General features: G+C 62.0%; 18 protein-coding genes. 14 read left to right on the top strand and 4 right to left on the bottom strand.

What is annotated here, in order from left to right:
* From ACT17R_RS05065 to ACT17R_RS05055, 3 genes are all read right to left on the bottom strand, one after another.
* Complete coding sequence (locus ACT17R_RS05065; RefSeq protein ID WP_444809087.1) at positions 1-225, bottom strand: hypothetical protein; 225 nt, start codon at positions 223-225, stop codon at positions 1-3.
* A 180-nt stretch (positions 226-405) separates the two neighbouring features.
* Entirely contained in the window at positions 406-711 is a 306-nt protein-coding gene (locus ACT17R_RS05060; RefSeq protein ID WP_444809086.1) for a sigma factor-like helix-turn-helix DNA-binding protein, read from the bottom strand.
* Entirely contained in the window at positions 704-1,258 is a 555-nt protein-coding gene (locus tag ACT17R_RS05055) for a hypothetical protein (protein ID WP_444809085.1), read from the bottom strand. Before ACT17R_RS05055 ends, ACT17R_RS05060 begins: the two co-directional genes overlap by 8 nt.
* Before the next feature lie 98 nt (positions 1,259-1,356).
* Here ACT17R_RS05055 and ACT17R_RS05050 point away from each other — a divergent pair, with 98 nt between their 5' ends.
* The 13 genes from ACT17R_RS05050 (at position 1,357) to ACT17R_RS04990 (ending at position 20,674) form a co-directional block, all read left to right on the top strand.
* On the top strand, positions 1,357-1,587 hold the full coding sequence (locus ACT17R_RS05050) for a hypothetical protein (protein WP_444809084.1): 231 nt from the start codon (positions 1,357-1,359) through the stop codon (positions 1,585-1,587).
* A gap of 376 nt (positions 1,588-1,963) precedes the next feature.
* A complete protein-coding gene (locus tag ACT17R_RS05045; protein WP_444809083.1) occupies positions 1,964-2,374 on the top strand; it encodes a hypothetical protein in 411 nt (136 codons plus the stop codon).
* Between the two features lie 584 nt (positions 2,375-2,958).
* Positions 2,959-5,298, top strand: a complete 2,340-nt coding sequence (locus ACT17R_RS05040) for an AAA family ATPase (RefSeq protein ID WP_444809082.1) — start codon at positions 2,959-2,961, stop codon at positions 5,296-5,298.
* The gene (locus ACT17R_RS05035) at positions 5,295-7,196 is read left to right on the top strand and encodes a UvrD-helicase domain-containing protein (protein WP_444809081.1); all 1,902 of its coding nucleotides are present in this window, start codon (positions 5,295-5,297) and stop codon (positions 7,194-7,196) included. The genes ACT17R_RS05040 and ACT17R_RS05035 overlap by 4 nt, the downstream gene beginning before the upstream one ends.
* Before the next feature lie 40 nt (positions 7,197-7,236).
* Positions 7,237-7,866, top strand: coding sequence for a hypothetical protein (locus ACT17R_RS05030; RefSeq protein ID WP_444809080.1), 630 nt, complete (start codon positions 7,237-7,239; stop codon positions 7,864-7,866).
* Between the two features lie 395 nt (positions 7,867-8,261).
* Positions 8,262-9,533 carry a hypothetical protein gene (locus ACT17R_RS05025; RefSeq protein ID WP_444809079.1) on the top strand — a complete coding sequence of 424 codons (1,272 nt, stop codon included), beginning with the start codon at positions 8,262-8,264 and terminating at the stop codon, positions 9,531-9,533.
* An 829-nt stretch (positions 9,534-10,362) separates the two neighbouring features.
* Positions 10,363-12,663: a TonB-dependent receptor gene (locus tag ACT17R_RS05020; RefSeq protein ID WP_444809078.1), complete on the top strand. Its 2,301-nt coding sequence runs from the start codon at positions 10,363-10,365 to the stop codon at positions 12,661-12,663.
* Between the two features lie 23 nt (positions 12,664-12,686).
* Positions 12,687-14,327 carry a carboxylesterase/lipase family protein gene (locus ACT17R_RS05015; protein ID WP_444809077.1) on the top strand — a complete coding sequence of 547 codons (1,641 nt, stop codon included), beginning with the start codon at positions 12,687-12,689 and terminating at the stop codon, positions 14,325-14,327.
* Complete coding sequence (locus ACT17R_RS05010) at positions 14,324-15,883, top strand: AMP-binding protein (RefSeq protein WP_341681523.1); 1,560 nt, start codon at positions 14,324-14,326, stop codon at positions 15,881-15,883. Before ACT17R_RS05015 ends, ACT17R_RS05010 begins: the two co-directional genes overlap by 4 nt.
* Positions 15,884-15,931: 48 nt before the next feature.
* The gene (locus ACT17R_RS05005; protein WP_003038903.1) at positions 15,932-16,624 is read left to right on the top strand and encodes a TetR/AcrR family transcriptional regulator; all 693 of its coding nucleotides are present in this window, start codon (positions 15,932-15,934) and stop codon (positions 16,622-16,624) included.
* Positions 16,625-16,717: 93 nt separating this feature from the next.
* Positions 16,718-17,617 (top strand): SDR family NAD(P)-dependent oxidoreductase, encoded by a 900-nt coding sequence (locus ACT17R_RS05000; RefSeq protein WP_444809076.1) that lies wholly within the window; start codon positions 16,718-16,720, stop codon positions 17,615-17,617.
* A gap of 70 nt (positions 17,618-17,687) precedes the next feature.
* The gene (locus ACT17R_RS04995) at positions 17,688-19,352 is read left to right on the top strand and encodes an MFS transporter (protein ID WP_062900787.1); all 1,665 of its coding nucleotides are present in this window, start codon (positions 17,688-17,690) and stop codon (positions 19,350-19,352) included.
* Positions 19,349-20,674 carry a glycoside hydrolase family 1 protein gene (locus ACT17R_RS04990; protein ID WP_444809075.1) on the top strand — a complete coding sequence of 442 codons (1,326 nt, stop codon included), beginning with the start codon at positions 19,349-19,351 and terminating at the stop codon, positions 20,672-20,674. The genes ACT17R_RS04995 and ACT17R_RS04990 overlap by 4 nt, the downstream gene beginning before the upstream one ends.
* Positions 20,675-20,683: 9 nt before the next feature.
* Here ACT17R_RS04990 and ACT17R_RS04985 read toward each other — a convergent pair whose 3' ends face one another.
* Entirely contained in the window at positions 20,684-21,979 is a 1,296-nt protein-coding gene (locus ACT17R_RS04985) for a PA domain-containing protein (protein WP_444809074.1), read from the bottom strand.
* Between the two features lie 169 nt (positions 21,980-22,148).
* Here ACT17R_RS04985 and ACT17R_RS04980 point away from each other — a divergent pair, with 169 nt between their 5' ends.
* The gene (locus tag ACT17R_RS04980) at positions 22,149-23,753 is read left to right on the top strand and encodes a carboxylesterase/lipase family protein (RefSeq protein ID WP_444809073.1); all 1,605 of its coding nucleotides are present in this window, start codon (positions 22,149-22,151) and stop codon (positions 23,751-23,753) included.
* The last annotated feature ends 33 nt before the right edge of the window (positions 23,754-23,786 follow it).

Raw genomic sequence — 23,786 nt, 5'->3', positions numbered from 1 at the left:
TCAAATGGGGGAGGAAAACAGTTCGTCGAACAGGTCGCCGAACCAGCGTTCGAACACTTCGACTTCCGCCAGCGTGACCGGAACGGGATCGGGCCAATCATCGGTGACGCGCCATGTCGAGAGGTCATGCTTGGGAGGGCGACCCGGAAAGGGCCACGGCTTGCAGAGCAGGGCTTCAAGCTGCTCCGATGCGCTGGACGCTCGCTCGGGGGAGGGGAGGGCCATGCCGCGATGGTTGCGCGGTTCATTGCCCAACGGAACATAAATCCGCCGTGCGGGGCCGAGAGTAGGGCGCTGGCGAAGAAATACTTACTTTCGAGGCGTAGCGCAGGCGCGGCTCTTCGTTCCGCGCTCCGGTCTCGTCCCCCAAAGCGAATCGAAATCCCTGCCCCGGATACCCGATGGCTACTCGCCTTGCTCGCGGTCATAATCGTCCCTCGCCTTGCGGATAGCGCACAACGTCCTAGCGATTTCCCCCTCAACCGCCTTTTCACTTATGCCGAGGCGATGCGCGATGCGGTCGTATGGCAGATCGTCGAACCGATGCATCAGGAACACCTCGCGGGTCTGCTCAGGCAGACACGCAATGGCCCACTCCAGTCGCGCAATCAGCGGATCAGGATGTTCGTCGAAATCAGGTACGAAGGGCGGCGGGATGAGCAGGTTTCGGATTGTGCGCGCGAAGCGCGCGACGATGTTTTCGTCAGCCATGAGCCTTCCTCCGCCGCGGGCGAGGATGCCCCGTCACTCCTCCCACATGATCGAGCAGTTCTCGGAGCAAGGGCGGAATCTCTGGCAGCGACGTAGGAACCGGGGGCCGCGATCCGTCGAAGTCCGGATTGCGCCAGACATTGTAGGGCGACAGCACCGGAGCCAGCCGTTCGAGCGCGGCGGACTGATAGTTGAGGCCGGTGGCGTTTGAATATGCCAGTGCCTTGCCGATATGCAGGCCGATATGTCGGGCGCACCATCTGTCATCAAAACCGACGTCCAGTAGATGCGAGGTCAATGCCAGCTGCGCCACGATTCCAGTCTGGTAGAGAAGATCGCTCGTGTCAGAGAAAAGCCGCTCCTCAATCGCTACAAAGAAGCTCTCGGCGTTGCTATAGCGAGTTTTACTTAGCGCGCGTCGGGCGCACGATCGTTCGAGAACGGGGGCAAGAGGGAGCTGGCCCCGCGATGGGGTTGGAGCAAAGGGCGGCGCTGGAGGCATCATCCCGGCGCCCTTAGATCGGGTTCTCGTGGCTTCGTGGATCATACCTCCTCCATCGCTAGCGTGATTCGGCGTCAGCTCATCGTCCGCGGGTGAAACAAACCTTGTTTACGCTATCGTTTATATCATAAACGGTAGCGTATATGCAAATAAACGATGTCATTAACGCGATTCTCTTTGAGATTGAGCGCGAGGCCGATAGCGACGATGGCATGGGACGCCCGCCGCTTGGAATGAAAGCCACGACTATCCGGCTATCGGTAGACACGATCCGCCGGATCGAAGCCCAGGTCGGTAATCGTCAGTTGGCGAAGTTCATCCGTGAGGCGGTCGAGCGTGAGCTTCGGCGGCGAGAAGAAGAGCAAAAGCTCTAAGCCCGACCGTGGCGCCGGTCGTCAGGGGCAAAGGGAAGGGCAGGTAGCTCACCCACCTCCGTCAGCAATGTTCGCGTTGATGAGGTTGCGATGCGCAGCCTCGAAATGTACAAGAAAACCGCCGATTTCTGTCGGAGAGGCAACAGTGTAATCGGATTAGCCTCTCAAAAAGTGGCAGAAAAGCGTTATGCACCCGTGCGTAGGGTGTGTGACTATAAATTGTGGGTCCGATGCGAAGCATCGCGACCCGACAACATCGCGGTAAAGGCAGCGTTTCAGATTGGTGCTGACCAGCTTTCGGAATGGCATGGGACACGGTTGTAGATTTTAGCTCGGCTGCCTGCAAAGGCGGATAGCCGGGAAGAGGAGTTAAGCTATGGCGAAAATGGACTGGAACGATTTCGTTGATGCGCACAAAGCGGGTCATGGTGTCGGCATCCGCTCGCTGCTCAAGTTGAAGCCTCTTGATGCGGACGGAAAAAAGCCCGCCCCGGTGCGCTCAGTTCTTTTGAAAACCGTTGGGGCAGCCGTGTCGGACGATTGGTCGTTTATGACTTCGCCGTCAAAAGCCAAACTCGGTGGCAAGACTATCGCCGGGACTATCTATCACTTCATTTTCAGGACAACGAGTGATCAAACCGCCGCCATGCAGGCGATCGGCGCTACGGCCCATCGGGCGGCGCCAACGCCACAAAAGCCTTTTGTCACATACAACCATCTGGGCGATTTGACGTCGGTTGGTTATGACAAAATGGCGAAGGCACTTTCTAAGCCAAAGTCGCCGTAGATTGTTTCGCGTGAGAGCGACCACTCCCGAATGCTAATCTCAGTTGCCGCTCCAGTCCCCTTGGAAAGCGTCACGTCGCGATCCGTTGTTTCCGTCCGTTCACGCATCCGCGTTGCACCCGGCAGTGTTTAATCGGGCTCCACTTAGTGTCCAAAAAGCGCAGGGGAGGGCGAATTTTGGGAGGGCGAGATAAAAGCGCTGCCAGCTTGGGATGCGTATCGAACGGTATTTCAGTAGCTTGCGCGTATGGCACCAATTTTGGCTTGCCGTACGCTCCTAGATTTTCTCCTTATATTTGAGTTATGTACGGTCTGGCATCGACATCATCTGTGTCAGCGACGCCATATGGGCCGGGGAACTGCGTCCTTAGGATTTCACGTACCTCGCGCAACTTAGCACCGTCGGCTTAGCGCCCGAGGTCAGTCGTTCCTGCGATAAAACCACCGCCCCGAATGCCGCCATTCACATTGCGAGCGGTCAGAGGCAGTTTTCGCACCTAAACGATCTAAAAACATCCATTATGACTGAATTTCCTTCGGTTGCGGACCGCATTGATTGGGATATACACGGACGCCGGAGGGGCTATGCGGATCGAATTTGTCGAGATTGCTAATTTCAGGAAGCTGATCTCAACGAGAATCGGCCTGTCTAACGACAAGACCGTATTCGTTGGGGCAAATAACAGCGGGAAGACTTCTGCTATCACCGCGTTGCGCTATTTTCTCGTTGATCGGGAACGCAATAGCTTTTGCTTCAATGATTTTACGCTGTCCCGTTGGCCGAGCATCGACGCAATGGGGGCTGCTTGGGAGGCAGCGCACGTCGCACAGCAACCGTTACCGGAACCAGAATGGGAGCCGTTCCTTCCCTTTCTGGACGTCTGGATGCAGGTCGAAGAGAACGAAGTGCACTACGTTCAGGGAATTTTGCCGACCTTGGATTGGGCGGGTGGCCGCCTAGGCGTTCGCGTCAGGTATGAACCGAAGGATCGCGACCAGCTCCAGAAAGATTACCTGACGGCGCGTGCCGACGCCCGCGATCTGCAAACGGCGGGTGCCGCGCTTGCCCAGCAACAAGGGCAAGATGCCGCAAAGTTTCAAGTCGCAATCTGGCCGCAAACGTTGGTCGAATTTCTTCAACGCCGCGTCACGCGCTACTTCACGATACAAACTTATGTGCTCGATCCGACCGCATGCGTCGATCCGCTGCATGGTCGGGCTCAGCCTCAGGCACTGAACGGTAGCGAGCCTATCGACGGTGATCCGTTCAAGGGCCTCATCCGGATTGACGAGATCAGCGCACAGCGCGGCTTTGGCCAAGCCGGCGAAAGCAACATCGACGAAGGTGAAACGTCAGGATCGGGATCGACGTCTCGCAAACTTTCATCACAGCTTCGGCAATACTACAAAAGCCATCTTGATCCGTATGAGAGCCCAGACGCGAGAGACCTTCTCGCGCTCAAGGCGATCGAGGAGGCCCAAGAGGCATTCAACGTTCGTCTAAGCGATGGCTTTGAGAGCCCGCTCAAGGAAATGCACACGCTGGGCTATCCCGGCGTAACAGATCCCAAACTCAATATCTCAACTCGATTGCGGCCCGTCGAGGGGCTCAACCACGATGCCGCGGTGCAATTTGTTGTGCCGATGCAAGCCGGCGGCGCTTCAATCAATTTGCATCTGCCCGAAGATTCAAACGGTCTTGGCTATCAGAACCTCATTTCCATGGTGTTCCGCCTGATGGCATTTCGCGACAGCTGGATGAGAGTTGGAAAGGCACAAAGCAAAGCGTCCGATGACGCGATCATCCCACCGCTACATCTTGTTCTGATTGAGGAGCCCGAAGTGCATTTGCACACGCAGGTGCAACAGGTTTTTATCCGGCAGGCTCACAAAATCCTTCGCAATCACGATCAGTTAGGAACTGGTTCTAACTTCGTGACGCAGATGGTGGTGAGCACCCATTCCAGCCACATTGCTCACGAATGTCACTTCGATTCTCTGCGCTACTTCCGACGGCTCCCGGCCAGCGAACACGCGATCCCCACTTCGTGCGTGGTGAACGTCGGCGAGGCTTTTGGCGATGAGCAAGAAACCAAGCGCTTCGTGACCCGCTACCTGAAAGTCACCCACTGCGACCTCTTTTTCGCCGATGCAGCCGTACTGATCGAAGGACCGGCTGAGCGTATTCTCGTTCCCCATTTCGTGAACTCGCATGGCGAGTTTGATAAGCTCGCTGAGAGCTACATCACCTGGCTCGAAATCGGAGGCAGCCATGCCCACAAGCTGCGCAGCCTCATCGAGAAGATCGGACTAACAACGCTGGTCGTTACCGACATCGATTCGCAGGACGCAGCGGGCTCCAGTGCGGCGCCTGTGCGCGGGGCGAACTATACGACGCGTAACCACACGCTCAAAACGTGGTGGCCTGCAATCGCGGAATTGGACGCGCTGCTGGATAAGCCCGAGGCTGAAAAGTCCAAAGACTATGACGCCGAACAATTCACGCTGCGCGTCGCGTATCAGTGTCCGATCGAGATCGAGTTCAAGGGTGCCGTGACCGAAGCGTTGGCTTACACGTTGGAAGACGCGATCGTGGTCGGCAACATCGATTTGTTCGCCACGCTTCCCGGCAACGGCCTCATCGCCAAATTCCGAACCGCCATCGCCGAGAGCGCGGATTTTGCGGCACTCAGCGCGGCCATGAAGGACGCATTAAAGGGCGGTAGTAAAGCCGAGTTCGCACTCGATCTTCTTGAAATCGACAATCCCAGCGATTTGAAACCGCCCAAATACATCCGCGAAGGTTTGCTGTGGCTGGCAGCGCAGCTTGAGCAAAAGCAGACCGAGCTGGGGCTGGTCGCGATAGAGCCTATAGAACCTGAGGCTGGTGCCGATGCCGGCGCTGGCAATGAGGTCGCCGCGTGACCGTTGAGTACGCTCCAGTCGAATCGAATGTCACGCTCGACGACCCGGTCGAGGACGAGATCGCATCGTATCTCGACTTGGAAAATCCTGCGAGTTTCTTCTTGTTCGCCGGAGCTGGCTCCGGGAAAACGCGTTCACTCGTCAACGCGCTTCGGCACATCGCATCAAAATATCGGGATACACTTCGCCTACGGGCGAGGCACGTCGCGGTCATCACTTATACCAACGCTGCCTGTGACGAGATCACGCGTCGGTTGGAATATGACCCGCTCTTCGTGGTCAAAACCATCCATAGTTTTGCGTGGTCGCAAATTCAGGGATTCAACTCCGACATAAGGGAATGGCTACGCGCCAATCTTCAAACTGAGATCGACGATTTGATGGCCGAAGAGGCCAAGGGGCGCGCCGGTACGAAAGCGTCGGCCGTGCGGTTGGCATCGATTGAATCAAAGCAACGCCGCCTTGCTCGGCTCGATGAGATCAAGGCTTTCACCTACAATCCTAACAGCGATAACCGCGAGCGCAACGCCCTCAATCACAGTGAAGTCATTAAGATTTTTTCGACTTTCCTGCTTGAGAAGTCGTTGATGCAGCGGATGTTCGTTGAGAAATATCCGTTCGTGCTGATCGACGAGAGTCAGGACACGAACAAGACGCTGGTGGATGCCCTCCTGACGGTTCAACAGGCGCACGCAAGCCGCTTCTGCTTGGGGCTCATCGGCGACACGATGCAGCGCATTTATCTGGACGGCAAAGAGAACATTGAAAATGCGCTGCCACCGGGGTGGAAAACGCCCAAGAAGGTGCTCAACCATCGCTGCCCAAAGCGCATCGTGCGCCTGATCAATGCCATTCGATCGGACGCCGACAAGCAGATGCAGGAACCTCGCGACGACGCAATTGAAGGATGGGCGCGGCTATTCTTATTCCCCGTCGACACGGCAGATAAGCCTGCAAAGGAAGATGGCGTTCGCGCCTACATGGCCGACCTCACCGGCGATGCGGGTTGGAGTGATCGCGATCAGTGCAAGATTCTCACGCTTGAGCACCATATGGCTGCGAAGCGGATGGGGTTTGAGCAACTGTTCGAGGCAATCGCGCCGGTCGAAGCTTTCCGCACAGCGTTTCTCGACGGCAGCTTCGCGCCGGCCCGATTTTTCACGCACAGCGTTCTTCCGCTGGTTACGGCCACCCAACGAGGCGACAAGTTCTTAGCGACCAAGCTCGTCCGCGAAGCGTCGCCGCTGTTGAGCAAGGACATGCTCAAAGGCTCGGAAAAGCCTTTGGAGCAACTGCGCACAGCGCAGGCAGCGATCGATAGCCTGATGTCGCTCTGGGCGAATGGCGAACCCACTTGCGGCGCCGTTCTGGAAAACGTCGAGAGCACCAGCCTTTTCGTGGTGCCCGATAGCCTCAAAGCTGCCCTAGCTGCATCGCGTGCAGAGCCGGTTATTTCGGAAGATGACGAAGAGGCCGATCCGGTCGGAGAGAACGTCGCCGCCCTGCTAACTCTTCTGGACTGCCCTTTCTCGATGATCGCGCCCTATGCCTCGTACGTCGCACATGAGGCATCTTTTGACACCCATCAGGGGGTTAAAGGGCTCGAGTTTGATCGCGTCATGGTTCTCATGGACGACGGCGACGCCCGCGGCTTCCTCTTCGGATACGACAAGCTGCTTGGAGCCAAGGCGCCGAGTGCCAGCGATCTGAAGAATAAGGAAGATGGCAAGGATTCCTCGGTCGATCGCACGCGACGACTTTTTTACGTCACTTGTAGCCGAGCCAAATCCAGCTTGGCACTGGTAGCTTACTCGACCGATCCGGGCGCAATGAAAGCACATGTGATCCAGTCAGGCCTTTTCCTTGAGGACGAGGTGCTTGTGGGTTTGCCGACATGAGCTGGCGAAATAAACTCCTCCCAGCAACGCTGGCAAAGTCGTGACTCAGCTGCACTTGCGGCAGTTAGAACATCGTCTCGCAATCGTCGCGCAAGCGCTCCGCGACGAGTTCCCGGACGACTTCTATAAGCGCTGTTCCTATGCAACCTTCGGCACTCTCGCGCTGCTTCGAGAAGCCGGAGAGCGCGCGTGGGCCGTTGCCGGGGATTCAGTGGCCTTTATTCTTTCGAAGGACGCTAAGACGCCAAGCATCAAAGGCTTCGCCAGCGATGGCCAACATTTCTCACACTTCTGGGTCGAAACCCCGGATCGTCTAATAGACGTGAACACACACTTTCTGCCGGAAGACGCGACTTGGCCCACCACCCCAATGCCTGCCGTTGCGTGGGACAAGTCGAGCGAGCTGCCTCGCTATCTCCGTTACAAGAAGCTGGCTGTCATACCGGAAGGTCAGGAAATGGATGGCCAGTCAGTCGTTTCTATGCGCGGTAGAGTCTTCGTCGACCGCTGCTTGGCGCATCTGGCCGAGCAAACCGAACTAATGAGGTTTCCGACTTGGATCGTGACCGGTCGGCCATCAGTGTCCATCGCAGCCAAGCGCGGAAACCTCTGGGCAATCGGCGCAGAGAAGTTTGACGGTTGGGTCGATCCCAAGATGCTCCCTTTTTGACGACGTTGGCTTAGCCGACTGGCATTCGCCCCGGCCAAAGCGATACCTACTGCCGCTTGGGCCGGAGAAAGCGCTCCTCGATACTGTGAAGGTCGCAAAGCCATGAGTCCGTATAACCGAACGCGATGCAATGGGTATCGATCGCTTTACGTCTTCTACGCTAGCGCTCGACGATTGTCCGCTTTCTTATACTTGCGTCTGGAAGTTGCCGAACCGCATTCGGCCATAGTGAGACCGATAAGTCGGCTTGGCCCTTTAAGCGGTGATGTGCCAACTTTTGGATCGATTCTTGACCCTAGTGTGCCTTCGATGGATCGATCATTCAGGCAATTTCCCCACGGCAACATATTTGTCACACCCTGTCACGTGCGATATACGGTCTGTAAGAGGGGCTTATGACAAAAAAATTGACACCAATTACTGAGGCGCTGACTCGTCTGGGCGATGCTGTGAAAGCATCCAATACTTCGAATACGACCCTGCGTCAGAATAATGGTTGGAATTTTCCAAACCTCACCGCAGCGAACATTGCGAAATTGGCCTATTCGTTGCGCGATAGAATAGCGCGAATTGATCCGGCGATGGTCGATTCCAAGTTCAATGTGGACGCCTACGCTACACGGATCGACGAAGAGACGGCCAATCTTCCCCAGTATTTTTGGAATGGCAATGGCGCCGAGGCGTTTCGGGCGTACACAGCTTTATTGGATTGGCTTGAGGCTACGTTCGCAAATTTGTTCGTCATTCGCACCGACTGGGAAAGCCTCGCGAAAGACGAAAAAATGCCAGGCGATCTGGCGAAGAAGACACGTGCGCTTGCCGCGCGCATAAAGACGGTCACGGCCAGCGTTTCGACCTTGGATGATCAGGTCAAGGCTATAAACGCCGCCCACGACGCAGCTCTCTCGCTCCCTACTGATCTAGAAACCCTCAATGAGGCTCGGGAAGCAGTAGCTGCTATGTCGAAAGACGCCGAGCGAGACGCCAGCACTGTCGCCGCTAATGCCGATGTCGTTAAACAGGTTATGGCAGACCTTCAGCAGAAGAAAGAGGAGGCTGTTCAGCTCGTCAAGCGCACAGAGGATGCATACAGCGCAGCAACAACAATGGGGCTGGGAGCAGCATTCGAAACGCGGGCTAGGTCGCTTGCTTGGTCAATGTGGGTATGGGTCGGTGGACTTCTGGTTGCGCTGATCGCCGGCAGCGTCATCGGCTGGTTTCGTATCTCGCTGGTTGAGGACCTGATCAAGTCTAATGCGAGCGCGACAGCTATTTGGTTAAACACATTCCTCAGCTTCCTATCAATCGCCGCTCCTGTCTGGTTCGCGTGGATTGCGACGAAGCAAATAGGGCAACGTTTTCGCCTTGCCGAAGATTACGCCTTCAAAGCTTCAGTTGCGAAAGCCTACGAAGGTTATCGCCGGGAAGCAGCAAGCATAGACCCTTCATTCGCGCAGCGCTTGTTCTCGTCTGCGCTGGACCGTCTCGAAGAGGCGCCGTTGCGATTTGTTGAGCATGAAACTCATGGAAGTCCATGGCACGAAGCTTTGAAGTTTGGTGGGAAAAAGGCCGAAAAGTCGGAGGGTGTTCCTGCGGGCGCTCCCATAACTCCTAGACCTACTAAGCCTGCCGATATTGAAATGGATGAAGAGGTCGAAGAGGGCTAATTTCTAACCGCTAGGTCAGAGGCTGTATCCGCCGCAAGGGCCGACCAGCCTTGTCACTGACATTGAGACCCTGCCTCGAAGGCAGGCCCAATCCTGCGCCGAAATTATAGTTTCATCTCGATCTCCTTGCGCTCGATCTGTTGGGAGAAATTAATGTCTCGTCCCGTCTCGTGAGACGGGGCTGAATCCGGTGCTAGCGAACGTCAATTTTTGGGAGGTGGTGCCGCGAAGCCGACAGTCAACTACGAATCAGGTTCGCTCTACGCATTGCTCCTCGGCGCCGCGCAAGGGAGTGCTATAGCGAAGCTGTATTGCTCATCTTCGCCGGTCGTGGCGCGCCATTTTCGTTGCTCTTTATGGTGCGACATTGCCGCTGGCGGTCGGCTACGACATTTTCGCTCCGACCGGAAACGACCGAAGCGCGACATTCACAGCATCGTCATCCTGAACTTGTTTCAGCATCCATGGTCCGCCATTTCCTTTTGCGCTGCGCCGGACGAAAGCTCCGTCCATGGATGCTGAACCAAGTTCAGCATGACGAGAAACGACGGCTATGCGGCGCCACCTTTCCGCTCACCCTGAGCTTGTCGAAGGGTGTTCACAGGCCACCCTTCGACAAGCTCAGGGTGAGCGGTTGGGGAAAGTGGCAACGTTCGCTTCCTACCCCGTTCGAGATATCGAGGCATCGCAACGGCGCTCGCCCGCTTCACCCGTGCGGCATTTCATTTGTTCACGCACATGTGAGTGAGTGTTGACATCGAAGCGGGCCGCGGTCATAAATCCGCGGCAGAGACGGCTTCGATAAGGCCGTCCAGGAGGGAGAGGTTTCATGAAGGCACCGTTGCTCGTGTCCGCTTCGGCGGTCGCCCTGTTCGCGCTACCCGTTGCTGCCCAGGCCCAGTCGTCCGACGCGCCGCCGCCCGCCGACGAGGCGGCACGGGACGGCGCGCGGCCCAGCGAAGATATCATCGTCACCGCGACGCGCCGTAGCGAACGTCTGCAAGACGTGCCGCTCAGCGTCACGGCGTTCGGCCAGCGCGAGCTCGACGATTTGGGCATCGTCGGTTATGAAGGTATCGCGCAGAATACGCCCGGCATCGTCGTCAACCGTCCGACGCAGAATTTCAACAATTTCACCGCCCGCGGCATCAACACCAACGGCTATTCGGCGGGGCTGCAGAGTGCGGTTGCCATTTATGTCGATGAACTGCCGATCTCGGCGAACGGCAATTCGACCATCCTCGATCCCAACCTCTACGACGTCGAGCGCGTCGAGTTTCTGCGCGGGCCGCAGGGGACGCTGTTCGGATCGAACTCGCTGGCGGGTGCGATGCGGATCATCACCAAGAGCCCCGACCTCAATGCGTTTGCCGCCTCGGCGAGCGTCGATCTGGGGCTGACGGGATCGAGCGCGCTGCGCCAGCGCTATAATGCGATGGTCAATGTGCCGATCATGCAGGACGAAATGGGTCTTCGCATCACCGGCTATTATCGCAACGAGGACGGCTGGGTCGACAATATCGGCACCGGGATCAAGGATTCGAACAGCCTGGAAGCCTATGGCGGCCGCGCGATCCTGCTGATGCGGCCGAGCGACCGGATGAAGGTGAAGCTGCTCATTTCCTATGAGAACAGCAAGCCCGCCGATTCGGGCCTGATCAACCCGACGCTTGGCAAGTTCGTGCGCAATTCGGACCGGCCCGACCTGTTTCAGGGCAAGCTCACCAACTATAATCTCACGGTCAATTACGAGTTTGATTTCGCCGAGCTGATCAGTTCGACGACGCTGTCGACCTATGATGCGTCCTTCTATGTCGACCTGGCCGGCACCTATGCGCAGGCCTTCCCCTTCGCGCTCGACGCCTATGGTTATGACGATCTGTTCGTTCAGGAAACGCGGCTCGTCTCGCGCGGCGACGGGCCGTTCCAGTGGGTTGCGGGCTTCTTCTATTATGACAAGCGCCGGAGCGTCGATTTCGCTTACCGGTCGAGCCCCGAATATCTGGCGGCGAAGAATATCGTCGGGCTGCCCGACGAATATTATCAGCGCTTCAACAGCTATACCGACCAGAGCGAGGTCGCGGGCTTCGGCGAGCTGACCTATAAGTTCAGCGACAAATTCTGGATCACCGGCGGGCTGCGCTACGGCAATACGCAGGTGCAAAGCTTCACCCGCGGCGGCGGCTACAACAGCAATTACCTCACCATTGCCTATTGCCTGTCCTTCCCGGCGGCGTGCGGCTTTTTTGTGCCGCCGCTCGCGATCACCTCGATCCCCTATGCCGAGGGGCTGAAGGTTTCGGACGACCGCCTGTCGTGGAAGGCGAGCGCGTCGTGGAAGCCGAGCGAGGATCTGACGACCTATGTCACCGTGTCGACCGGCTTCCGCACCCCGGTGGTCAATGCGCGCGCCGGGCTGGTGAGCACGATCGACCCCAATGATATCGTCATCCCCAGCGGCGCCCGTTCGGACAGCGTGACCAACTATGAGGCCGGGCTGAAGGGCCGGTGGCTGGGCGGCGATCTGACCGCCAATCTTGCCGCCTATTATATCGACTGGAAGAATATCCAGGTCCAGGCGAACCGCGTGTCGGATTCGATCCAGTTCGCGACCAATATCGGCGGCGCCGAAAGCTATGGTCTGGAGTTCGAGATCATGGCGCGGCCCATCCAGGGCCTCAGCCTCGCGGTCAACGGATCGTTCAACGAGGCGAAGGTTACCAAGCTGACGGCGGTCGAGGCGGCCATTTCGGGCGCCGAAGTCGGCACCCGGCTGGCCTCGCCCCATTTCCAGGGCTCGGCGACGCTGCGCTATGATTTCCAGATGGCCGGCAGCAACAGCGGCTTCGGCGCGGTGAACGTGTCGCATGCGGGGTCATTCCCCAACCAGTTCCCGAACGTGCCGGGCAAACCCAATGTGGTCAGCCCGACCTTCGATTATACCGAGGCCTGGACCAACGTGAACCTTTACGCGGGGGTCAAGCTCGGCGCGCTCGGGCTGACCGCCTATGTCGAAAATCTCTTCAACGACAGTTCGATCACCTACGTCCATCCCGAAGCCTTCCTCGACGGTCGCTACGCCCGGATGCGCCCGCGCACCGTCGGCGTTCGCGCGGACTATCGCTTCTGATCGGCCGGAGCAGGAGAGACATCATGCCCCGCTTGCGGATCTGCGCGCTCGCGCTCTCGCTTCTTCTCCCGGCCCCGATCGCGGCGGCGGCGGACGCCGATCCGGTGGTCGCGGCTCCCGCGGGCAGCGTGCGCGGCGTTGTGGAACGCGACGTCCGCATATTCCGCGGCATTCCCTATGCCCAGGCCCCCGTCGGGGAGCGCCGCTGGCGCCCCCCGGCGGCGGCGGCGGACTGGGACGGGGTACGCGACGCGAGTCAGTTTGGTGCCGCGTGCATGCAGCCCAAGCCGCGCGCCGGGAATATCTATGCGGGAAGCTTGCCCGCGATGAGCGAGGATTGCCTGTCGCTCAACGTCTGGGCGCCCGAAAATGCGAAAAATGCGCCGGTGTTCGTGTGGATACACGGAGGATCGCTGATGTCGGGATCGGGCGCCGAACCGCTTTATGACGGCAGCGCGCTGGCGCGGCGCGGGATTGTCGTGGTGACGATCAACTATCGGCTCGGCATGTTCGGCTATTTCGCGCACCCGGCGCTCAGCGCAGAGGCGCCCGATCATGTGTCGGGCAATTACGGCCTGCTCGACCAGATTGCGGCGCTGCAATGGGTGAAACGCAACATCGGCGCCTTCGGGGGCAATGCGGCAAATGTCACCGTCGCGGGCGAATCGGCCGGTGCGTTGAGCGTGATGTATCTGATGACCGCACCCGCTGCGCGCGGCCTGTTCGCCAAGGCGGTGGCACAGAGCGCCTATATGGTGTCGGCACCCGCACTGCGCGACCGGGTCAACGGCATGGTTCCGGCCGAAGAGCAGGGGAGTGATCTGGCCGCCAAGCTTGGGGCGACCGACCTTGCAGCGCTGCGGGCGCTGCCCGCCGAGACGATCGCCGACAAGGTGCCGACGACGGGCTATTTCCCCTTTCCGGCGATCGACGGCAAGACCGTGCCGCGCCAGCTCGTCGACAGCTTCGATCGCGGCGAACAGGCGCCGGTGCCGATATTGGCGGGTTTCAACAGCGGCGAAATCCGGTCGCTGCGCTTTCTCTTGCCGAAGCCGCCGGCCGATGCGGCTGCTTATGAGGCCGCGGTTCGCGCTGGCTATGGCGAGTTCGCCGACATGTTCCTCGCGCGCTATCCGGCCAAGAACATCGACGAAAGCATGCTCGCGGCGACACGCGATGCGATGTACGGCTGGACCGCCGAGCGGCTGGTTTCCGACCAGGCGGCGGCGGGCAAGGGCGCCTATTTCTATCTCTTCGATCATGGCTATCCCGCGACCCAGGAGTGGAATCTCCACGCCTTTCACGCCTCCGAACTGCCCTATGTATTCGGCACCGCGTCGCGGACCCCGCCGCTGTGGCCGAAAATTCCCGACACGCTGGCCGAACGCAAGCTCAGCGAAGCGATGGGCGATTATTGGGCGAGCTTCGCCGCGACCGGCAAGCCCCAGGCCAAGGGTTGGCCGGACTGGCCCGACTATACCGACGATCGCGGCTTTCTGCATTTTGCGGATACACCGCGCGCTGGCCACAATCTCTTCCCCGGCACCGCGGCGCTGCACGAGGCGGTGGTCTGCCGCCGCCGCGCGGCGGGCGATATAGCGTGGAACTGGAACGTCGGCATCATCGCGCCGCCGCTGCCGCCGAAGGCCGAGGGGTGCCAATGATCGACGGTTCGATGCAGTCCTATGCCCTGACGCTCGACAAATTCCTCTCCCATGCCGCGAAATGGCATCCCGGCGCCGAAGTGGTGTCGGCGGGACTGGACGGCGGCGTCCGGCGCATCGCCTATGCGGCGCTGCGGGACCGTGCGCTGCGCGTTTCAGCGGCGCTGGCGGCGCTCGGGATCGCAAAGGGCGCGCGCGTCGCGACGCTGGCCTGGAATACGCAGGGCCATGTCGAGGCGTGGTACGGCATCATGGGGATGGGCGCGATCTGTCACACGCTCAACCCGCGCCTGACCCCGGCGCAGCTCGGGTCGATGCTGCGCCAGTCGGAAGCGTCGGTGCTGCTGGCGAGCGCCGACCTTCTGGGGCTGGCGCGCGATGCGACGCGCGGCCTCGGCGCGCCGCCGCGCATCCTTTTGCTCGACGAGGCCGAAGGGGAGGATGCGCTCGAACCGCATATCGTCGGCGCGGCCGCCGATGTGCCGTGGGGCGATTTCGACGAGAATACCCCGTCGGGGCTGTGCTTTACATCGGGCAGCACGGGCGCGCCAAAGGGCGTCACCTATACGCATCGTGGTTGCTATCTTCACACGATGCGCCAGCTTCAGGCCGACGTTCTCGGCATTACCGCGCGCGATGCGGTGATGCCTGTCGTGCCGATGTTCCACGCCAATGCGTGGGGAATTCCCTTCACCGCACCCGCCGTCGGCGCCAAGCTGGTGCTGCCCGGACGGCACAGCGACGGCGCGCATCTTGCCCGGCTGATCCGGGCCGAAGGCGTTACCGCGGCGGTCGGCGTGCCGACGGTGTGGCTGGGGCTGGTCGAGCATCTGGAGGCCGAGGGCGGCGAGGTACCGACGCTTGAGCGTATCCTGGTCGGCGGGTCGTCGATGCCGCCGGCGCTGATGGACCGGATCGAACGGCGGCTGGGTGTCGAGGTGCAGACGAGCTGGGGCATGACGGAGTTGTCGCCGCTGGGGACGGCGGCGCTGCCGGGCGACCCGGCGCGGCGACCGGATCTGTCGGGGCGCCCCGCGATGGGGATCGACCTGTTGCTCACCGACGGCGACGGGCGGGCGCTCGCCGAGCAGCGCGGTGCCGAGGGGCATTTGCGCGTGCGCGGCGGTTCGGTCGTCGAACGCTATTTTGGGCAGAGCGAGCCGGCGACCGATGCCGACGGCTGGTTCGACACCGGCGACCTCGCGCGGATCGACGCCGGGGGCAATCTGACCATTACCGGGCGCGCCAAGGATCTGATCAAATCGGGCGGTGAGTGGATCAATCCCGCCGAGATCGAGGCGATCGTCGCAGGGCTGCCGCAAGTGTCGCTCGCCGCGGTGATCGGGCGCAGCGATCCCAAATGGGGCGAGCGGCCGATCCTGCTCGTCGAAACCTGCGACGATGCGATCAGCGATGCCGATCTGCTGGGTTCACTCGATGGCCGCGTCGCATCCTGGTGGGTTCCCGACGCCGTCGTGCGTCTGGCCGCGATGCCGCTCGCGCCGACGGGCAAGATCGACAAAATGCAATTGCGGGCGGAATATGGACAGGTGTAGGCCCACGCGGTCGCACCCGATTGAACGAAGCCCCGGAAGGAAGTGAATTTGGCGTCGAAGGCAAAGACTGCGGCAAAGCGGCCATCGAAGGCGGAGCAGCGCGCCGAAATGATGGAGCAGATTCTCGACGTCGCCGAACTTCTGTTTTCGAAGCATGGCTTTCACGGCGTCACGCTGAAGGATGTCGCAAAGCAGGTCGGCGTCCACCACACGCTGCTGAACTATTATTTCGACGACAAGCAGACGCTGTTCGATGCCGTTTTCGCGCGCCGCGCCGTCGTTACGATCGATCGGCGGATGCAGGCGCTCGACGATTATGAGCGCGCCGCCGCCGGCAAGCCGACGGTCGAAGGTGCGCTGCACGCCTTTCTCGACACCGACCTCGATCTCTACATCCAGGGCGGCGAGGGGTGGAAGAATTACGGGGCCTTTGGTGCGCAGGCGTCGAACAGCCCCGAAGGCGCGGAATTCATGGACAAATATTTCGATCCCGTGGTCCTGCGGCTGATCGACATATTGAAAAAGGCGCTGCCCGACGCGGCCGAGGAAGATATTTTCTGGGGCTATCACTTCGTGACCGGCGCGCTGATGCTCACGCTCGCGCGGACCGGGCGTATCGACAAATTGTCGCACGGCCTGTGCCTGTCGGACGATTATGAAGCGGTAAAGCACCGGATGGCGCGCTTCATGGCGGCGGGTTTCCGCGAAATTTGCGAGCAGCGAAAGCAGGACAGGGGTTAAAGCCAGCGTGCGCTGCGTGTCTACCGCGGCTCACAGCGCACCAGAGTAAATTCACTCACAAGTGAGTTATGATTTGAAAGCGAGAGGGCGGCGATGAAGAAGGACTTGCAGGACCGGGTAGCGATCGTGACCGGGGCGGGCGGCGGGCTGGGCCGCGCCCACGCGCTGATGCTGGCAGGCCATGGCGCGCGCGTCGTCGTCAACGATCGCGACGCCGCCGCCGCCGAAGCCGTGACGGCCGAGATCGTCGCATCGGGCGGGCAAGCGATCGCGGCGCCCGCTTCGGTTACCGACACCGCTGAGGTCGCGGCGATGGTTGATGATGTGACCGCGGCATGGGGCGGGATCGACATATTGATCAACAATGCCGGCATCCTGCGCGACAAGAGCTTTGCGAAGATGGACATCGACGATTTCCGCCTGGTCGTCGACGTTCACCTGATGGGCGCCGCCATCTGTTCGAAGGCGGTGTGGGACCAGATGCGCGCGCGGCGCTTCGGACGCATCGTGATGACGACCTCTTCGTCGGGGCTCTACGGCAATTTCGGCCAGGCCAATTACGGCGCTGCAAAGATGGCACTCGTCGGCTTGATGCAGACGCTCGCGCTCGAAGGCGAACGGCACAATATCCGGGTTAACTGTCTGGCGCCGACCGCGGCGACGGCGATGACCGACGGCGTGCTCGCGCCCGAAGCGCTGGCGCGGCTGGCGCCCGAGGCGGTGAGCCCCGGGCTGCTCGCGCTGGTCGGCGATACCGCACCGACGCGCGCCATCCTCTGTGCGGGGGCCGGGCATTTCGCGAGCGCGCATGTCACGCTGACCGACGGGCTGTTCGTGGGCCGCGGCGAGGATGCGGCCGCGCGCGTGGTTTCGGAATGGGACCGCATCACCGATCGCCGCGGCGAGGTCGTGCCGGCCTATGGCTTCACGCAGGCCGAGCGCGAACTGGCGAATGCGGGTTTCACGGCGCCGACGATGGCGGTGCAACGCTGACAATCCCCGGGGCGTGGCGGACGGGCCGGTCAAGAGCCCGCCGTCGCTGCCGGGATGAAGGGAGAAGGATATGACGACCGACAGCCAGGCCGCGCCCGAAGCGGGCAAGGGGCAGAATGAGAAGCTGGTGATCGCCGCTTCGTCGCTGGGGACAGTGTTCGAATGGTATGACTTCTATCTCTATGGCCTGCTCGCTACGGCGCTTTCGCATCACTTCTTTTCGGGGGTGAACGAAACGACGGGCTTCATCCTTGCGCTGATGGCGTTTGCCGCGGGGTTTGCGGTGCGGCCGTTCGGCGCGCTCGTGTTCGGCCGCGTCGGCGACATCGTCGGCCGCAAGAATACCTTCCTCGTCACCATGGCGATCATGGGACTGTCGACCTTTGCGGTCGGCTTTCTGCCCGGCTATGATACGATCGGGGTCGCGGCACCGATCATCCTGATGCTGCTGCGTCTGCTGCAGGGACTGGCGATCGGCGGCGAATATGGCGGCGCCGCCGTCTATATCGCCGAACATGCCCCGCCCGGAAAACGCGGCCTCTACACCAGCTTCATCCAGACGACGGCGATGATCGGGCTGATCCTGGCGTCGACCTTTGTCGTGTCGCTGCGATTGTTCATGGATGCCGATACCTTCAACGCCTGGGGCTGGCGGCTTCCCTTCATCTTTTCGATCGTGCTGTTGTCGGTCGCGCTGTGGATACGCCTGCAGCTTGAGGAAAGCCCGGTGTTCCAACGGATGAAGGCGGCCGGCGCGACGTCGAAGGCGCCGCTGAAGGAGGCCTTTGGCGAATGGCGCAATTTGAAGATCGTGCTCATTGCGCTGTTCGGGGCGGTGGCGGGGCAGGCGGTGATCGGCTTTGCCGCGCACCTCTATCCGCTCTTCTACCTCGAACGTATCGCGCGGGTGGACGGCGCGACCGCCAATTTCCTGGTCGCGACGGCGCTCCTCATCATCATTCCAAGTTTCGTCTTCTTCGGCTGGCTCAGTGACCGTATCGGCCGCAAACCGATCATGATGACCGCCTGCGTGATCGCGGTGTTCGTCTATTTTCCGCTCTACAAGGCGCTCGTTGTCGCCGCGAACCCCGCGATGGCCGCGGCGGTCGAGCGCGCGCCGGTCACGGTCGTTGCCGATGCCGGCGAATGCTCGTTCCAGTTCGACCCGATCGGCAAGAACAGCTTTGACCAATCGAGTTGCGACATCGCCAAATCCTATCTGGCAAAGAACGGCATCAACTATGCCAACCGCGATGCGCCGGCGGGAAGCGCCGCGTCGGTGCGCGTCGGCGACCGCGTGATCGCCGTCGCCGACCCGGTGGGGCTCGACAAGGATGCTCGGGCGGCGGTGGTCGCCGCCTTCGGGCGCGAGGCGAAAACGGCGCTCGATGCGGCGGGCTATCCCGACAAAGCCGACCCGGCGCAGGTCAACAAGACGAAAGTGATTCTGATCCTCTGCGTCTTCGGGCTGCTCGCGACGATGGTCTATGGCCCGCTCGCCGCGCTGCTCGTCGAGCTGTTCCCGGCGCGCATCCGTTACAGTTCGCTGTCGCTACCCTATCATATCGGCAACGGCTGGATCGGGGGCTTCATGCCGACGATCGGCTTCGCGATGGTCGCGGCGACCGGCAATATCTATCAGGGGCTGTGGTATGCAGTCATCATTGCGGCGGTGACCGCGGTCGTCGGCATCCTGTTCCTGCCCGAAACCTACAAGCGCGACATCGAGGCATGAGCGGGGGCGATGCCATTGCGCGCCGCGCGCTGATTCAGGGGGCGGTCGGCGCCGCCGCCGCGCCGGTGCTGCTTGGCAACGCCCCGGCGCCGGCGCGGCGCAAGCCCGCGCCGAAGGGCTTTCTGTGGGGCGCGGCCATCTCGGCGCATCAGAGCGAAGGGAACAACACCAACAGCGACGCCTGGCTTGCCGAGAATATCGAACCGACGCTGTTCAAGGAGCGGTCGGGCGACGCGTGCGACAGCTATCACCGCTACGATCAGGATTTCGCGCTCGCGCAGCAATTGGGGCTGAACTGCTATCGGCTCGGTATCGAATGGGCGCGGATCGAGCCGAGCGAGGGGCATTTCTCGAACGCCGAACTCGACCATTATGCTCGGGTGCTGGCTGCCTGCCGCGCGCGGGGGCTGGCCCCCGTCGTGACGCTGAGCCACTTCACCGTGCCGCTGTGGTTCGCGAAGCGTGGCGGGTTCGAGGTCGCCGACGCGCCGCAGCTCTTCGCGCGCTATTGCGCCAGGGTCGCCGAGCGGCTCGGCGGGCTGATGCATCTCGTCACCACCTTCAACGAAGCCAATATCGGCCTGCTCGTGTCGCTGTTCCCCCAGTCGGAAGCCGGTGCGGAGCTGCAACGGGCGGCGCAGGCGGCCGCGGTCGCCGCAACCGGATCGCCCAAATTCTCGCGCCTCGCCTTCGCCGATCCTGCGGTTACCACCCCGCTGATGCAGGAGGCGCATCGTCGGGCCTATGCGGCGATCAAGGCAGCGCGGCCCGAACTTCCGGTCGGCATCACGCTTACGACTCAGGATATCCAGTCGGCGGGCGCGCCGTCGCTCGTCGCCGATTATGAGCGGCGGCTCTACGGCAACTGGATCGATGTCGCCCGCGACCACGCCGACTTCTTCGGGGTGCAATGCTACACGCGGCTCGTCTTCGACGAAAAGGGCATGGTGCCGCCCCCGAAGGACGCCGAAAAGACGCTGTCGGGTTATGAATTTTATCCGCAGGCCTTGGCGAATACGATCCGCTGGGCGCACCGGACGATCGGCAAGCCCATCTATGTCACCGAAAGCGGGGTCGCCGTCGCCGACGATGCGCGCCGCATCGCCTTCATCGACGCGGCGCTCGACGGCGTCCGCGCCTGTCTCGACGAAGGCATTGCCGTCCACAGCTATATCTACTGGTCGCTGCTCGACAATTTCGAATGGACGTCGGGCTATTCGGTGCCCTTCGGGCTGGCCGCGGTCGATCGCGACACTTTCGTCCGCACCCCGCGACCCAGCGCGCATCACTTCGGCGCGATCGCGCGCGCGAACCGGATCTAGAATCCTACACTAGCCCGGCGCGGCCGCGGCAAGGAGCAGCTTCCGGAAGGCGGCGGTGGTTGCCGCGACCGCACCCGCATCGACGCAGCGCGCATCGTCGCCTTCGACATGATGGAAACGATGGACGCCGAAAATGCCTGCGACCGATGGGTAGCCTGCGGCGATGATCGCGGTGAGTTCGCCGGCCGACAATTTGTCGCTGGGGTAAGGGCTTTCAAGTCCGGCAAAGCCCGCGAACAGGCGCCGCGCGGTCGCAAGCAGCGGGGGGCTGACGACCAGATAGCGCTGCGAATCGGTGCCAGCCAGCGGGGCGAGGCCGAACAGGCCTTCGTGCCAGTCACGCGCCGCGAGGTTGGCGCCAAGGTGGAGCCAGAAATGCGTCGCGTCGGGCTTGGGGGCCACCGCCTTCAGCGCCTCCTCGGCGCCCAGATTTTCATATTCATGGCCGCTGTTGCACAGGAAAGCGAGGTTGTGGTCGGGAAGCAGCGCCGGGATGCCGCGGGCCAGGTCCAGCCATGCGGCAATGCCGCCGCCGCGCTCGCCCGCACAGTCGGTCCAGCCCGAACGCGGCGTCGATACGACCACCCATTTCGCCTTGCCGCGGTCGAGGCGCCCGATGACGTTGAAGGCGGCCCGCCGTCCACCATCGCCGGTCAGGCGCACCGTCGCCGCGGCATGGCGCATCGCTGCCTCCCAAAAAGGTGCGGCGTCGGCAGGCGTGAGCAGACCGACCGGACCCGCAAACATCGGCGCGCGGCCATCGGCGTTGAGCGCGATGATCTTGCCCGTCGGCCCGTTGGTGACGATCACCGCCGCTCTGGCGCCCGCCGCGAAGGCGGTCTCGACGGGCGCGCGAATCGGCTTGGCAAGCGCCGACGACCAGCGGCCATAGGGCAGGTCGACGAGCGCGATCGCGCCCGCCAACGGCGCGTCGGCGCGGCCCTGCGCATCCACGCGCACCAGCGGCCCCGTCACGCCCCCGGCGGCGGTCGGTGTCACGATCGGCTGCGGCATCAGCGCGGCGCGGGTGTCGCCGACGACCATGTCGCACGTTCCGGCGTCGAAATGGGGAACAGAGATGGCCGGCTTTTCGACCGCGTAGCCGGCGCGCGCGAGCTGATCGGCGAGCCAGTGGCCGCACGCATTGTCGCCGGCGCCGCCTGCGCGCTTGTTGCCGAAACCAATATAGGCGGCGAGGTCGCTCGCGATCGTGTCGGTCATGGTGGCGCCCGCGCTCACGGCGCTGACGGCGACGGGAAGGGCGGTCGCGGCGGTGATGAAATGGCGCCTCGTCGGATCGGTCATCGGCTCTCCCTTGCGGCTGTTCCCGCCGCTGTTTTCAGACGGCGGGACATTGTGACGCGGCGCCCGTGCCGGTCAATGCCGGCTGACGGCTTGATATTCACTCACAAGTGAGCGTAGATACTCGGATAGACGATGGCAAGCATCGCCGCCGGGAAGAGGAAATGCGCTGATGAGCCTGTCGCCGCTTGGAAAGATCGTCATCGGCCTGTGCGCCGTCCTTGGTCTGTCGGGGGCCGCACCCGCCCCCCGCGAGGCGCCGACGGCGACCGTCGGCGAAGGACGCGTCGCCGGCACATGGCAGGACAATGTGCGCATATTCCGCGGCTTGCCTTATGCCGCGCCGCCCGTGGGCGAGCGGCGGTGGCAGCCGCCCGAAGCGCCGCCATCCTGGTCGGGCCTGCGACAGGCGGCCGAGTTCGGACCCGACTGCGTCCAGCCCGCCTATCCCGCCGACAGCGTCTATTTCGAAGCGCCCCGCCCCCAGAGCGAGGATTGCCTGACGCTCAACATCTGGGCGCCGGCGGGGGCGAAGAAGGCGCCGGTGATCGTGTGGATTCACGGCGGATCGCTGCAATTCGGCGGCAGCGCGAGCCCGATGTACGACGGACGCGAATTCGCCCGGCGCGGGATCGTCTTCGTGTCGATCAACTATCGCCTCGGCGTCTTCGGCTGGTTTGCGCACCCGGGGCTGAGCGCCGAATCGCCGCAAAATGTCTCGGGCAATTACGGCTTGCTCGACCAGATGGCGGCGCTCCGCTGGGTGCAGCGCAATATTGCGGCCTTCGGCGGCGATCCCGCCAATGTGACCGCGATGGGGGAATCGGCCGGGGCGCTCAGCGTCTCCTATCTTCTCGCCAGCCCGCCAGCCCGCGGCTTGTTCGCGAAGGCGATCGTCCAGAGCACCAATATGCGCGCGATGCTGCGCCTGCGCGAAGCGGCGTTCGGTCTGCCATCCGCCGAAGCGAGCGGGCAGGCTTTGGGCGAAGCGCTGGGCGCTGCCGACATCGCCGCGCTGCGCGCCGTCGATCCCGATGCTTTGCTGGCGGCGGCGGTGCGCGCCCGTTTCCCCGCGCAGCCGGTGGTCGATGGCGTGGTCGTCCCTGACCAGCTCGTCAACATCCTCGACCGCGGCGCGCAGATGAAGGTGCCGCTGCTCGCCGGCTTCAACAGCGGCGAGGTGCGATCGCAGCGGCGGCTCGTGCCGGCCATGCCGGGCGACCCGGCGGACTATGCGGCGGCGGCCGCGAAGCGTTACGGCGATCTCGCCGCCGCCTATCTCAAGCTGTATCCGGCGTCGGGCGGGACGGAGAGCATGCTCGCCGCGACGCGCGACACCATCTACGGATGGGCAACCGAACGGCTGGTCCGCGCGCAGACCGCGGCCGGAGCGCCGGCTTATCTTTACGTCTTCGATCATTGCTACCCGGCGGCCCGCGCGCGCGATCTTTGCGCCTTTCATGCGAGCGAGCTACCGTTCGTCTTCGGCATTGCCGGGCGTCCGGTCGCGGGGTCGCGCAACTGGCCTGCGGCGGAGGGACCGGCCGAGGTGCGGCCCGCGGAGCAGATGATCGACTATTGGACCAGCTTTGCCGCGACCGGAAAGCCGGTCGCGCCGTCGGCAGCCCGCTGGCGTCCCTACGGCGGCCAGGAATATGCCATGCGCTTCGCCGATCGTCCGCTACTCGAACGCAATCCCTTTCCCGGCACCTTCGAATTTCACGAAGCCCGCATGCAGCGCCGGCGCGCCGACGGGCTGCAATGGTTCATACCCTAGCGCCATAGCCGAAGGGGGGGCTGCGGCCTGGCC

Origin of the sequence: Sphingopyxis sp. Q841 (genome assembly GCF_052384365.1) — a bacterium.
Classification (GTDB): Bacteria; Pseudomonadota; Alphaproteobacteria; order Sphingomonadales; family Sphingomonadaceae; genus Sphingopyxis; species Sphingopyxis terrae_A.
Note: the sequence above shows the minus strand (reverse complement) of the source record. Positions and strands in the feature narration are given on the sequence as shown.

Coding starts and splice junctions, on each gene's coding strand:
- ACT17R_RS05015 (WP_444809077.1), top strand. CDS start 12,687: ATGCCCCGCTTGCGGATCTGCGCGCTCGCGCTCTCGCTTCTTCTCCCG.
- ACT17R_RS04980 (WP_444809073.1), top strand. CDS start 22,149: ATGAGCCTGTCGCCGCTTGGAAAGATCGTCATCGGCCTGTGCGCCGTC.
- ACT17R_RS05060 (WP_444809086.1), bottom strand. CDS start 711: ATGGCTGACGAAAACATCGTCGCGCGCTTCGCGCGCACAATCCGAAAC.
- ACT17R_RS05020 (WP_444809078.1), top strand. CDS start 10,363: ATGAAGGCACCGTTGCTCGTGTCCGCTTCGGCGGTCGCCCTGTTCGCG.
- ACT17R_RS05040 (WP_444809082.1), top strand. CDS start 2,959: ATGCGGATCGAATTTGTCGAGATTGCTAATTTCAGGAAGCTGATCTCA.
- ACT17R_RS04990 (WP_444809075.1), top strand. CDS start 19,349: ATGAGCGGGGGCGATGCCATTGCGCGCCGCGCGCTGATTCAGGGGGCG.
- ACT17R_RS05025 (WP_444809079.1), top strand. CDS start 8,262: ATGACAAAAAAATTGACACCAATTACTGAGGCGCTGACTCGTCTGGGC.
- ACT17R_RS05065 (WP_444809087.1), bottom strand. CDS start 225: ATGGCCCTCCCCTCCCCCGAGCGAGCGTCCAGCGCATCGGAGCAGCTT.
- ACT17R_RS05010 (WP_341681523.1), top strand. CDS start 14,324: ATGATCGACGGTTCGATGCAGTCCTATGCCCTGACGCTCGACAAATTC.
- ACT17R_RS05050 (WP_444809084.1), top strand. CDS start 1,357: ATGCAAATAAACGATGTCATTAACGCGATTCTCTTTGAGATTGAGCGC.
- ACT17R_RS04995 (WP_062900787.1), top strand. CDS start 17,688: ATGACGACCGACAGCCAGGCCGCGCCCGAAGCGGGCAAGGGGCAGAAT.
- ACT17R_RS05055 (WP_444809085.1), bottom strand. CDS start 1,258: ATGATCCACGAAGCCACGAGAACCCGATCTAAGGGCGCCGGGATGATG.
- ACT17R_RS05000 (WP_444809076.1), top strand. CDS start 16,718: ATGAAGAAGGACTTGCAGGACCGGGTAGCGATCGTGACCGGGGCGGGC.
- ACT17R_RS04985 (WP_444809074.1), bottom strand. CDS start 21,979: ATGACCGATCCGACGAGGCGCCATTTCATCACCGCCGCGACCGCCCTT.
- ACT17R_RS05045 (WP_444809083.1), top strand. CDS start 1,964: ATGGCGAAAATGGACTGGAACGATTTCGTTGATGCGCACAAAGCGGGT.